A 12,781-nucleotide genomic window follows, 5' to 3' on the forward strand; every position below is an offset into this window, starting at 1 on the left:
CGGACTCATGACGCCCCTAAAATTCCCCATCTTGTTGCTTGCTGCCGCTATAAGCAGCATTTCTCTTGCGGGAGAGACCAAGCCCGCCGAGTCAAAAACGCCCCAGGTTGCTGGTTCTTCGTTCTATCAGGACAAAGAACGCGGCTGGTTCTGGTACGAAGATCCGCCTCCTGAACAGGAACCCCAGAAAACTGAGCCCGCGCCGGTTCCAGCGGCCCCACCACCTGCCGAAACGGAAGCCTCCGAGCCGCCCGCGCCCGAGTTGCCACCGACTGGCAGCGTGGCGTGGATTCGGGAAATGCTTCCGAAGCTGCGTGATGCAGCCATGGATAACCCCACGAAGGAGAATGTGAGTGCGTACTTCTGGGCTCAGCGAATCATGCTCGACAAGGCCGAGCGATTCTCGCGTCACTCCGTCGAGGTAATCCGTAATGACCCCTTCCTCGACGAGGATATGCGTTATCCCGCCTCCAACGCCGCCTCCGACGCTCTAGCGACGGCGGCCGGCAAGCAGAAAGAAACCCTGCTGAAGCTCATCGCTGGCAGCTCTGCGCTGATGTTCTTCTACAACGGTAACGACTGCATTCTTTGCGAACAGGCCCTGGCAGCGGTCTCTGCACTCGAGTTCAGGTACGGGTTTACTGTCATGCCCGTCTCTATGGATGGGGCACCCCTTCCTGGCGGCAAATACCCAAACACGCAGTACGACACTGGGCTCGCAGAGCAGCTTGGCATCATCACCTCGCCGGCGCTGGCCCTGGTCATCCCTCCGAATGACGTGAAGATCGTCAGCTTCAGCACCGTTTCAATGGAGACGGCAACCACTCGGATTCTAATGGCGGCGAATGAAGCGGGGCTTATTTCCGATCAGGAATACAACGCCACATCCCGCCTTAACACCATGGGTTTGATCGACGCCACAAAATTGGCTGACGCCCCGCCCGATGCAACCAAAAACCCTAACGAATTCGTGAATCGGATGCGCGATGAAGCTCGTCGTGCCTTTCAAAAAGACAACGGAGGTGCCCAGTGAAAATCAAACCGATCGCCCTTGCTGTAGCGCTGATGGTGCCCTTCGGGGCTCACGCGAACATTCAACAGCAGGTCAATGAAATGTTCAGCGGCATGATCAACGTCACCAGTCCAGGGGCATATAAAACAGCCACACGCGGCGTTATTACCGGCGGGTCCGTTGTCCTTCGGAATCGGATATCCACCGCCAACCTCATCAGCATTACCCCGCCAAGCGCAAAGGGTGGATGCGGGGGGATCAACCTTTACAGCGGCTCGTTCTCCTTTATCAACGGCGAAGAGTTTGTAGCGCTCATGAGGAATGTGGCGTCGAACGCGGCTGGCATTGTTTCGGGCTTTGCCTTTGAGTTGGCCCTCGATGCGATGGACGCTCAGACAGGTGGTGTGATCCGCAACCTGGCCAACAAGATCCAGGCGCTCAATCAAATGTTTTCCAACAGCTGCCAGCTGGCGAGTGGGTTGGTTACGAATGCCAAAAAGGCATACGAAGAAAGCACCGACTTCAAATCCGCGATGACGGCCTTCGGGTCGAACGTCTCATCTGACTTCTTTACCGCGAAATCCACCAAAGAAGACTCACCAGCCAACCGGATTGCTGCCTCTGGTAAGGCCGTTCAATGTGAGAACACAGGGAATGTTCTGTGGTGCGCCATGATGAAGTCTGGCCTCCAGTCGCAGATCCTATTCGGCAGCGACGAAAACGCGGAATTCATCATGTCGATGGTCGGCAGCTACAACGTGTCGCTCACCAACGACGCCAGCGGGGGGAAAAACTTCGCTGCGCATCCCATGCCGAAGCTGATCACCGGCGAAGGTCTGAAGATTCTTGTTGAGGGCTCGGCCAACCTTGATGTCAAGGTCTACCAGTGCGACCAGGATGACCCGGACTGCTCAGACCCGAACATCCGAACTCTCACCAGCTTCAAGGGCCTCGAGACTCGAATCCTAGAGGATCTTCAAAACAACGGAATCCTTGAGCGTTTTGCGAACGGCACTGCAACCGCTGCTGACGGAAACCGGATTGCATACCTCGCATCAAGCCGAGTAGGGGTGAATTTGATGAAGATCACCCAGAAGGCAGGGGCTCAATCCGGTTATGACTATCTGAACCAGTTCGCCAAGAAAATTGCTGCTGATGCTTCGATGAGCCTGATTTATCAGCTGCTTGGGCATACAGAGAAAGGCCTGACCAGCCTGAATATGGCGGATGCAGGGAAGGTGATTGAGGACCTGCGGGCTACCAAGGGTGAGCTCATGGATGAATACCGCTCGTACATCGAGGAAGCAATGCAAGGCAAAGATGCCGATGGCCAAGCCGAGAAAATGCTCCAGATGGCCCCTGTGTTTGATAATGGAACCCTGCCACAGGGAACCATCAACGATAACGCAGGCGCGTAACGGAGATATCCATGGACTTCACTATCTACACGACAGGCAGCGCCGAGTTCCTTGAGATCATGCTCAATGCCTGCGCAATGATCACAGGCAGCGGTGACGCAGAAGACCTTGCCCGTATTGGCGCGCTGATAGGCTTATTTCTGTTGGCGTTCCAAGCTGTTTTCAATAACCAGGCCATTACCTTCGGAAAGGCGGGCCTTGTGCTCGTCCTTTACATGATGTTCTACGGCCCTACAGCCACCACTGTTATCGAGGATACGGTGTCGTCGCAGGTGCGGGTGGTGGACAACGTGCCTCTTGGCCCTGCCTTTGTCGGCTCAGTCATCTCAACGGTGGCCTACGGCATTACAAAAACCGCGGAGCAGGCATTTTCTACTCCAAGCATGACCGACTACGGGCTGTTCTCGAGTCTGAGCACATTGTCGAAAGTGCGCGACGCTCTTCGGAACCCGATGGCACTGGACGGCTTCCAAAACTACCGAAAAGCGGACGGGTGGGATCTGCCCCGATCGGTGAACGAGTACATGACATTCTGTTCACTGAACCCCGTGGCGCTGAGAACGGATAAGACCTTGACCGACCTGTACCGATCGCCTGGCTGGGCGGAGGTGCTGTCAAACCAGAACTCATCGATGTTCATCTACGTCTATGACGGTACCGCCGGCACCATGAAAAGCTGTGCAGAGGCGCGGTCGTTTCTCAACGCCCATTTGCAGAACGTCTATACAGACGTGCTAGAGGACATTCTCCAGAAAGGGTTCAGCGAAGAGGCCAAGACCAACCGCATGACCAGCGGTATCCAGGTTCAAGCCGCTACTGACCAAGCTATTCAGAGCCTCGCACTGAGTAGCAAGTCGGCTCAGGACTACGTTTTGACTTCGCTAATTGCGCCGATTTTCAACGATTCCCGTGTCGATGCCATGAACCATTGGCAAGAGCAAAGAGCCGCAATGGCTCTTCGCGAATCGCTCAACCAGCAAGAAATTCAATGGGCGGGGAAGGGCGACAGCTTCAAACACTACATGAGACCGATGATCGCCTTCTTCGAGGGCATGCTCTATGCGATGACGCCGTTCATGGCCTTTGCTTTGCTCCTGGGTGGGCCTGGCCTTTCTATCCTCGGCAAGTATCTCGTGTTGCCGCTGGCGGTGGGTTTGTGGATGCCGCTGTTGAGTATCGTGAATGCTTTTACCCTCTGGTATGCAGGCTCCCAGATGGAAGCCGTATTCAACGGCTACGACCCCACAGGTTCTGGTTTCGCAATGCTCCAACTCATGGACATAGACAAAGCCATCGGCAAGGCACTGGGTATTGGCGGTCTGCTTGCGGCGTCCGTGCCTCCATTGGCACTGTTCATCGTTTCCGGCTCTGCCATGGTTGCCAACAGCGTCATGAGCCAAATGACGGCAGGCGACAAATTCAAGTCCGAAGACGTGAATCCTCGGGCCCAGGATAGCGCACCTGTTCTCAGTCAAAATGCCTCGTTTACTTCCGACCAGGTAAGCTCCGGGGTGAGCAGAACGGGATCGCCGCAGCTTGCTGAGACGATAACCGGCGACCAAGCTGCGAGTGCAGTCCTTCAGAGCGCCCAAACCGCCTCGCAAACGGCCACGAGCCAGTACCAGAGCAACCTCTCAGCGGCAGGCCAGCAACTAGCCTCGACGAGTACGGGGCGCGAAGCGATGACGCAAATGGGCGAAAGCATCAAAGCTAGCGATGCTCTCAAGCAAAGCTCTTCCTATAACCAGGCAGTTGAGAATCTTCGAAGCAGTGGTTTCTCTGAGTCGTCGATAAACATGGCAACCGCAGCCTCAGCGCTTGGTGGGCAAGCCGGCCTGAAAGGCATCATGGCCAACCTCAAAACCAGTGATGGCAAGTCGCTTTCCGAAATGAGCGGCACAGAGCGTCGAACTGCCGAAAAATCTCTCTCGCAGTTAAGTTCTTCCGTGGAGAGCGCTAACACCCGTGACCTGACATTTGCCACCGGTGATGCCTTCCGTGACTCGTCGATGGCCCAAAGTAGTGTTAGCAACACTGATCAGATAAATCAAAGCCGCACTGAAGCTCTACAGGCACAGAATACGTACAGCCAAGCGGCTTCTCAGCAAGACACCATCAGGGCAAGTCAAGGCCTCAATCTTCGCGATGCAGCGATCAAGTCGCTATCGAGAGGCGGGGTATCTCGAGCAGAGTCTGGCTTAGAACTTCAGCGCATGGCTGGTGCAACTGATGAAGGGAAAAAGCTCTTCGCTGAAGCATTTAATAGCCAAAGCATCAAAGATATGTCGTCGAATACGGACGAGCAGAGGGCGATGGCGGCAATCCGGGCGATTAACCAGCAAGGCAGGCTCGGCGAATTGGTCATGAGCCAATTCAATCCATTCGACTTCAACGTAGCTCAGGGTAATGCGGGAGAGTTTGCAAACATAGCAGACAAAGCCGGCGCAGCAACGGCCGGGAACTCAGGTTTGCAAGGCGAGTTCAATTCAAGATGGCAGGGTAACAGTGACGCATATGCAGGTGCTCAGGACATGAACATTTCTGCTAAGGAAGCGGCTGAAGACCAAGGTGCTGAGCTTGTCGGAAACCGTCATGCGGAGAACAGCCTAGCCCCACAACTCGCGCATGCTCGCAACAGTGAGGATGTTAGAGGGGCGGCAGATTCAGAGGCCGCGCAGCAACTATCGACCTTCGGTAAGAACTACGATGATAAGGGCTTGATGATCAAGGCCGCATCGGCGGTTCAGAGCATCCAGTCGGGCGGCAAAACGCTTACGAACTTCCTGGCTGGCAACGAGAACACACAATTCAGCAATGACGTTTCTGAAGGGCAGCAACTGGGGCTGACAGATAGCCAAGCCGCACTTCGAGCAGCTAGCCGGGCAGGCATGCCAACGGACTCTGATATTTATCAGTGGTCCTCCTACCACACCTACTCGGAAGCCATGATCGCGTCTGGCGGGGATGAAGACTATGCGAAGGGCGTCCATGCTTCATTGACGTACCAGGCAGCAGGAAGTGATGGAACATCTGCTGACCGGCCGGTTGTGGAAACTGTCGCTGCGGGCAATCGTCACAATCCCCTGCCCAAAAACTTTAGACCTGCGGCAATTGAAAATGCTGAACAACCCAAACAGGCCAGCGGACCGAGGAGACCGTCAATCGAATGAGTAAAAAAGGGGCTTTATAGCCCCTTTTTAGTTGAAGCCGACAAAGACAAATCGGTAGATCGCCATGACAGCGAAAAAGAGGGCGATTCCACCAATGATAGTCAGCTCCAAAGAAATCGCTCGAAGCCCAAGAATGGCATCACGACGCAAGCGAGCAAGCCCGCTTTTCCGAGGCATCCCATTCCACTCCTCGCTCAAACAGAAGGGGCAGATGCTTTTGAGAGGCTTCTCACCCCCGACCTGCACACCATCGACATAAATCGATCGCTCCATAACCACACGTGGAACCATCATTTTCTTGCAGCATTGGCACTCAGCCTTGTCGTTTCGCATCTCGTTCACCCCTCGAAAGTTCTTACCCTAAGAATCTCACAGCGCGCTGTAAACCCAAGCGAATCTACGTAATGGCAGGAACTGGCTAGGGCAGGCCTCTCCCTGGATGGGTAGACACCTCACCTTCGCGACTGCGGGCGAGCCTGGCGCACAACGAAACCTTTCTCTCTATCGACTGCCCAATTCATCCCTTGAAGAGTTCGGCCAGCCAACCCTTCACCGCGATGGCAATTCGCTCCCGCAACAGGAACATCAAAACAGACAGGCCAAGGCTCACGCCCAACGCCTCGGCACCCAAGCGGGCGAACACGACGATGTTGATCAGAAGCAACACCATGATGCCAAAAAACTCAGCATTCGCTTTTGCTCCAGTGAGAACCTGCTGCTCAGTCAGCATCCACTTGGGCGACAGGCAAAACGGACAAACCGAAGACTCCGGGTCCCGGCCACCAACGGGGACGCCGCTGATGTAGAAGGGGGCGCTAGTGACCACCTTCGGGACCATCATTTTCTTGCAGCACTGGCACTCAACTTTGTCGTTTCGCATCTCGTTCACCAATGAACTCTTCCGCCACTAAACCGCATGTGCGGTTGTCGTCGGAATTTCGCGGGTCGTTGACTTGGGCTTGACCGCTTGCGCGGACAGCGGCTTGAGTCTCGCCGTCACGCCCGTCCCAGGCGTGTCTTGCAGTATCCAGGCGTCGAGCAGTACGACCCTGGCGCTGTTCTGATCCCTCGGCAGCACGCAGCCACAGGCACAGCGGTGCATGCGCTCACTGAGCAGTTTGGGCACGATGGCCCAGCAGGCTGAACAGCGCTGCGAGGGTTTTAATCGGCGCGTATCGGACAGATGCAAAACGGAACCAGCTTCGTGCGCTTTGTAGGTGAGCATCTGATGCGCCATGCTGAAGCCGGCCGAGAGAATTTCCCGGTTCAGTCCAGCCTTTTGCCGCACGCGACGGCCCGGTTTCTCAACCGTGCCCTTAGCGCTGCGGCTCATGTTCTGGGGTTGCAGTTCTTCCGTGGCGATCAGGGCGCAGCGCTGCACCAGGGAAGTCGTTTGTTTATGCAGGAAGTCGCGCCGTCCATCTGCAATGCGCTGGTGCAGACGGATGATTTCCTGGCTTAGCAGCCGATAGCGGTGCGAACCCCGCTTCCTTCTGGCGCGTTGTCGTTGCAGGTTGGCCAACTGGGGCAGCGCCTCGCGCAGCCAGCGGGGGTTTTCGATCTGGCTGCCATCATCAAAGTTGGCCCAGTGACTGACGCCCAGGTCGATACCAATTGCATCGTCGCCTGTTCGCTCACGCCGACAGGCGGACTCGGGCACCCGTAGGGTGATCGAGGCATACCACTGATCTTGGCCGGTGGCGTGATTGCGGCGGCGGCTGAGGGTCAGGTCATTCGGCGTGAAATCGGCGAAACGGTGGCGGCCCCGCAGACGAATCATCATCGCGCCCTTGCCGCTGCCCAGCCGCAACGTGCCGCCGCGCTGGCCGAGCTGCTGGAGCTTCCAGCCGGCTGGATCGGGGTAGGAGAAGCCCGAGTAGCGGGCGCTGGATTTGAAGCGGGGAAATCCCGGTGACTGGCCAGCTTTGACCCGGCGAAAGAACGCCTGAAAGGCTCGATCCAGTCGGCGCAGGGTCTCTTGCAGGGCATGACTACCCAGCTCGACCAGCTCCGGCCGAAACTGTTTTATGACGGGTAACGTGTTCTGTTGGTCGTAGTAGCTGATACTGATACCAGCTTTGCGGTACGCCTCGATGCGCTCCTGAAGCGCAGCGTTGTACAGTTCGGCGTGCAGGCGCACCCAGCCGTCCAGCCGTTCTTGCTGGCTGACATTGGGGTAAAGCCTAAAGGTCACTTTTCGCCTTTGCATGCTTCCGACCCTACAGCATCTCACCCATAACCCAAGTCGTCCGCTTGGCATGCCGCCTGGCTACGGGCCTGGCAGAGGATGTTCAGTGGTTGCACCAGATGCATCGGCCGGGCTTGAGCGCGTAACGAGCATTGATCTCCTTGCACTTGCTGCATGGGGTGAGAGTGATGTCTCCGGTCTTCATTGCGTTGCTGAGCTGGTAGCCATTGGAAGGGGAGATCATATCGCTGGCCTCGACGCCAACCGCTTTACACAGCTCCACATACTCACGATGAGCCGCAACCACCGCGCGAGCATTCGTCCGCCGAAGAGGATTGTCGGCGAGCAGCCTGTACACAGTGAGGTAGAGCAGGCTGTGAAGAGGGCTTTCAGCCAGTGTCTTATTCGGTGCCTGTATGCGCCCGCTTTGGGACTGGACAAGGGGGGTATCCCGTAGCAAGGAGCGCTTCATCCGAACTACCTCGTCTGCATTCAATCCTGTCCATTGCGCGACCAGCTTCGGCTGTAGCTTCTGCTGAAGCAACTCGGTCGCAACCACATCGAGGGGCATCGTAGACGGATAGTCTTTAACCCGGCCTATGCCACTTACGCCAGGCTTCAGGAAGTACCGAAGGTCGCCAAGCAATACGGTGGTCACGTCTCTCAGTTGATCATCTGGCGATGATAAGTTCATCCTCAGCTTCCTGAGGTTGCACCTGGTGCCAATCGAGAACCCGCCGCGGCTCACCAGCATCATGCGAGAGTCGAAAGATCCTGCCTCGAACACCCGATACCCAACATCGTCGAGGCCTACAGCCAGAATAGGGCTTGTTTCGTTGACGCGGGAGAAATGACAAAACTCCATGAACATGACCATCTTGTTGCCAATCTCCCTGAACTCCTCATCGTCCAGGTAGCCCCTGCCGACTTTCAGGGTGTTGTAGTGAACACGGTAGAGAGAAACGGGAAGGGCATCTACAGCGTTCAACTGACGCTGGTTCGCGCTCAAAGACGAAAGCCAAACCATATCGCTTTGAGTCAAGCGCTGCTCGGCGAGAATGACATTGAAATCCCGCAAGCCAGATGTCAGCCAGCGCAGGCCCATTTGTATCATCGATGCGTTGATCTTAACTCGCATGTCCCTGCCCTTACTTTAAACGCTGTAGTGAACGCCAAATGCTGAGCACATTACTCGCATACTCGCGTGCGTCAAGTTCACGCTTTGGGTTTCGTGTATGGTACCCACCAATAGCAAGTTGCATATCGACAGGATATTGAGCAATCGACTCGCAAAGTATCTGAGCACCAACGCGGATGTTCACCTCGGGGTCAAGAAGAAACTCCGGGCGCGCTACTCTATTGCCGTTCCAACGATAGTTTATTTGCATAATCCCTATGTCGGTGAGGATGTCTTCGGCAATATATTTGCCGAGTACAGCCTTGGCATCCATGTAGGTATTAGGGTACAGAGCGCCACTAGGTTCATTGCGAAGCGCAAACGGGTGTGGTGCAATCATCCCTTTTCCGGCAGATGTTTTAGATTCCTTTAGAGCTAGTGAATATAGAAGCAGAGGGTCCGGCTTGCATGCGGAGGCCATTGACGCTCGCTCCCACATCGTTCCTTTTAATGAAAAGCCATTAGCTTTAGCGCTCACTGAAGTACCTATGGCAATGCATGCAGATACTGCAATAAAAGAACTGATACGGATATTAAACATTTGCCCCCCTTATCCAGCTGGCAACTGGACGAGAGGCTGGCTCATTACTGACCTGTTCCTTTTTGTCATCAGCAACAATATTATCTTGCTGAGTATCTGCTTGCTTGCTTTTAGCATCTTCGGTCGCACTAATCATGCTTAGATATAGCGCTGCCATTGCAACAAGTCTTTTACCCCGATAATCGGGGTCAATAGTTTCAAGATGCGCGTGCAATTCTTGTGTCGCTGGCGTGACTCGACATTGTAGTCTCATCGTTTTATCCACATTCCCTCCTTAGCGCGTCCTTGCGCACCCGTTAAATTAAGAGCGTGCGATATGCCAGAAACCTTCGGCATTGCTTTTTACGCTGTTCACGGGCTTGACTACCAATGCATCGGGAAATTCTTTTCTGGCAAATGGCTCATACAATGAGGCTCCCCCGCCGCCGAGGATCACACAGTCGATAGCACGGCCCTTCAGGAATCGAAGTCCTTGCTTAATCTCAGTGAAAACGGATGGGATAACACGTTCGGCAGCACGCTCTAGATATTCTGCAAGTTCAACCTTGCGGCCATAAATCAGGATGTATGACTTACCCGACTGGAGCGCATGTTCAATCTTTTCTACGCCAGGAATACCGCCATGATCCTTCGCAATCTCTTCATTGCACGCTTCAAGTACAACAGACATAGCCTTGAGGCTGCTGCTGCTGGAGTTGACTACCAGCTCGCGATGGTCAAATACGACCCAATCAACACTGAAAAATCCCGGATCGATAATGATCGAAACTGACTCCTCAATAACTTCCGATGCATCTGAGTTGCAGTAGATCTCTGTCAGAGTCCCGATCGGCTGAGCAACAACCTCTACTCGCTTAACGGTAACCTCTCGCTTTGGCGTAATGCGATGCGTCCCAGTCATACGCTTTACTAGGGCTTCCACATAGGCCTTATCGCGAGCCTGCGAGACAGGAAGGCCAGTTACTAAGCAGTCAATCACGTCTTTATCACCCGCAGCATGCAGCAGAGCTCCCTTAAACAGGGCCTCATAGGCGTGCGAAGACGTGTAATCCTCGTGCAGTTCTCGTCCATCCTGAACACGGCCGGGCGCGGCAAATGCCACCCAGGGCGCTCCATCAACCTCCACGATTACTTCACCAGCGCGTAACCCAGAATCCCCAGGCAGAACGCTCAAGGGAGCGGCCTGCGAGGGGCGAATAATCGACTCCGGATGCCCATCCCCACTGCCAAAAACGCCAATCACGTTGCTGTAACCAATATCCAGACCTAAGGCGTTACCCATTCGAATGCCGCTCCCAGCAAAAAATGACAAAAGAAGTGCGTCAGATGACGACGCGAATGACCCCGCAGCACATGAAACCCCACATCCAAAGAATCCCAAGCGCTATATCTGCATCACCCGGTCACCAGATGACGACGCACCGTAATAATCAGCCTTCCTGAAAGCTTTGGGCTTCGTTTTCAGGACGTTTTAGCGTCTGAAAACGATCCACGCCTTCTCTGTCGACCCGCAAAATGCTCCCATCCACAAAGGAGCAACATATGAACTCACCCTCTGAAGCCCCCAAGCACCCAGCAGTAGCGGAGCTTGATCGCGTCTATTCCAGCCTTGTCGGCCGAGCGGAGGAGCTGCGCGACTCTTTCTTCCAGACAGCCCTTTCACTGCACGCAGGTAAGCCAGGGCACATACCGATCGTGATCCGTATCCGGCAATCCAGCCCGAATGCCGTCACCATCGAATGGGCGAAAGTCATTTTGCCGAGGCTCAAGGAAGGCGAAGCCAAGAAACCGCGGGTCATCCGGACAATCAATAAGGGTCAGGGAAGCAAGTACCCGGTCTCGTCGTTCTCATTCGTCAAGGAGCCCTTGAAGAACATCGTTCGGGCCTACGAAATCCAGCTCGCCGAGATCCGGGAAACGTGCTCGGTCATTCAGCGAGTCCGCCGTCAGCTTGTCCCTGCGGTGAAGAAAGCTGGCGTGGTTGACGGCTCGATTTCTGCGTTCATCACTCATGATTACCCCGCAACGTCCGACTAAGCGAGTCGCCTGGGAACTGTGCCGAAAAATGGTGGAGCCCAACAAAATCAAGGGCTCCGACCTACAACACCTCTTCACGACACCCCTTCACGACACCCTTCGACGATGACGACACCTCTTCACAGTACCGTTTGCTGCAAACTGACCCGGCTGAATAGCCGCGACGCCTTAGCGGGCGGGCGTTTCAGTCCAGCAACACCCCTTCACAACACCCCTTCACGACACCCCTTTGGCGATGACGACACCCCTTCACGGCAACCATCTGACGTGGATATCGCTACACGCCCCGTTGCGCGGGCCTTTCAGAGCGGCGCGCATGAAACTAGCCCCAATGCGATTTTCTCTCTATGTGAGGTGAACCGTCAGACTCCCATAAGCAAGCGAGGTGGTGTGAGGGTGGTTTTCCTGAACCTGTGTCGCGAAGCGGGTGAAGGGGGTGTAACGGAAGTGAGCAAGCACCTGCGGGCAGGTAGAGGGCGGGCAGCGGATTCGGAGCGCACTAAATCCTTGGGATTGATTGCGATGGTGGGAGCATTGGCACAGCGCAAATTTGCGGGCTGGAGTAAGCAGCCAGGATTGAGAGGGAGTAAATCTCATGCTCGGGAGCGAACAACTGGAACTACTGCTTGGATCAATCGGCGCGTTGAGTGCCGGGTTAGCAACCGCCTGGCTGACCTACTACGGATCGAGGTATGTACTCAGCGATGCGAAAACCGACTGCGCGAAACTGCGGGCGGCGATGAAAGCCTTGGCTGGCAAATCTGCGAGCGTAAGGGGAGGGCCTAGCGAATGATCTTCGCGAACCTGCCATACCTCGGAGCATGGACATCAGCAATCCACGGGATGATTTTCACTGGCATGTGCATTACCGGCATCGCTTGCTGCGTAAGCTTGTCGATCAAGTCAGCATTGGTTGTCACCAGCGTGATATCGAACCTAAAGAGCCGGCGAAACACGGCAATGAACAGGCGGTGACATTTGGAGTTTAGAAAAAGAGATGACGGCAGGTTATTCCCGCCGGTGCTACCAAACGGCGATTTCATAGGCGTTGCCCATGGGAGCCAACTCCGGCAGGTTCTTTTTTCAGTGCGGGATGACGGCCTGTACGGGGAGGGTGTATTTCTCCTATGGCACGAAATATCCGGCGTATCCATCACTGACGCCAAAGGATTCCAGATTCGGAGCGGAAAATATGCCAGCGGCGGAATTGGATTTTACGCAGGGGCATCTGCTCTGCT

At 55.1% G+C, this 12,781-nt stretch carries 12 protein-coding genes; 4 read left to right on the plus strand and 8 right to left on the minus strand.

Going from position 1 to position 12,781, the window contains the following annotated elements; all coding sequences use genetic code 11:
* The first annotated feature begins 7 nt into the window (after positions 1-7).
* From AC3WTM_RS25020 to AC3WTM_RS25030, 3 genes are read left to right on the plus strand one after another with little or no spacing between them, the layout of a single operon-like run.
* Positions 8-1,033, plus strand: coding sequence for a thioredoxin family protein (locus AC3WTM_RS25020; RefSeq protein ID WP_102685523.1), 1,026 nt, complete (start codon positions 8-10; stop codon positions 1,031-1,033).
* Entirely contained in the window at positions 1,030-2,430 is a 1,401-nt protein-coding gene (locus AC3WTM_RS25025; protein ID WP_047297003.1) for a conjugal transfer protein TraH, read from the plus strand. Before AC3WTM_RS25020 ends, AC3WTM_RS25025 begins: the two co-directional genes overlap by 4 nt.
* An 11-nt stretch (positions 2,431-2,441) precedes the next feature.
* A complete protein-coding gene (locus AC3WTM_RS25030; protein ID WP_047297001.1) occupies positions 2,442-5,600 on the plus strand; it encodes a conjugal transfer protein TraG N-terminal domain-containing protein in 3,159 nt (1,052 codons plus the stop codon).
* 27 nt (positions 5,601-5,627) lie between these two features.
* On the opposite strand, the gene AC3WTM_RS25035 is transcribed toward AC3WTM_RS25030, so the two are convergent.
* From AC3WTM_RS25035 to AC3WTM_RS25065, 7 genes are all read right to left on the minus strand, one after another.
* The gene (locus AC3WTM_RS25035) at positions 5,628-5,933 is read right to left on the minus strand and encodes a hypothetical protein (protein ID WP_043859881.1); all 306 of its coding nucleotides are present in this window, start codon (positions 5,931-5,933) and stop codon (positions 5,628-5,630) included.
* Positions 5,934-6,117: 184 nt separating this feature from the next.
* Entirely contained in the window at positions 6,118-6,489 is a 372-nt protein-coding gene (locus AC3WTM_RS25040; RefSeq protein ID WP_169715582.1) for a hypothetical protein, read from the minus strand.
* 18 nt (positions 6,490-6,507) lie between these two features.
* Positions 6,508-7,809, minus strand: coding sequence for an RNA-guided endonuclease InsQ/TnpB family protein (locus AC3WTM_RS25045; RefSeq protein ID WP_028621615.1), 1,302 nt, complete (start codon positions 7,807-7,809; stop codon positions 6,508-6,510).
* A gap of 82 nt (positions 7,810-7,891) precedes the next feature.
* Positions 7,892-8,926, minus strand: a complete 1,035-nt coding sequence (locus tag AC3WTM_RS25050) for a hypothetical protein (protein ID WP_013100922.1) — start codon at positions 8,924-8,926, stop codon at positions 7,892-7,894.
* 10 nt (positions 8,927-8,936) lie between these two features.
* Positions 8,937-9,506 carry a transglycosylase SLT domain-containing protein gene (locus AC3WTM_RS25055; RefSeq protein WP_013100924.1) on the minus strand — a complete coding sequence of 190 codons (570 nt, stop codon included), beginning with the start codon at positions 9,504-9,506 and terminating at the stop codon, positions 8,937-8,939.
* A complete protein-coding gene (locus tag AC3WTM_RS25060) occupies positions 9,499-9,771 on the minus strand; it encodes a hypothetical protein (protein ID WP_080922816.1) in 273 nt (90 codons plus the stop codon). Before AC3WTM_RS25060 ends, AC3WTM_RS25055 begins: the two co-directional genes overlap by 8 nt.
* A gap of 36 nt (positions 9,772-9,807) precedes the next feature.
* A complete protein-coding gene (locus tag AC3WTM_RS25065) occupies positions 9,808-10,788 on the minus strand; it encodes a ParM/StbA family protein (protein WP_028621613.1) in 981 nt (326 codons plus the stop codon).
* Between the two features lie 260 nt (positions 10,789-11,048).
* Here AC3WTM_RS25065 and mobI point away from each other — a divergent pair, with 260 nt between their 5' ends.
* On the plus strand, positions 11,049-11,543 hold the full coding sequence (gene mobI / locus AC3WTM_RS25070) for a conjugative transfer protein MobI(A/C) (protein ID WP_013100926.1): 495 nt from the start codon (positions 11,049-11,051) through the stop codon (positions 11,541-11,543).
* Positions 11,544-12,325: 782 nt separating this feature from the next.
* On the opposite strand, the gene AC3WTM_RS25075 is transcribed toward mobI, so the two are convergent.
* A complete protein-coding gene (locus AC3WTM_RS25075; RefSeq protein ID WP_158247788.1) occupies positions 12,326-12,586 on the minus strand; it encodes a hypothetical protein in 261 nt (86 codons plus the stop codon).
* Between the last annotated feature and the right edge of the window lie 195 nt (positions 12,587-12,781).

This window comes from Pseudomonas sp. EU05-FHT14B02 (assembly GCF_058791055.1).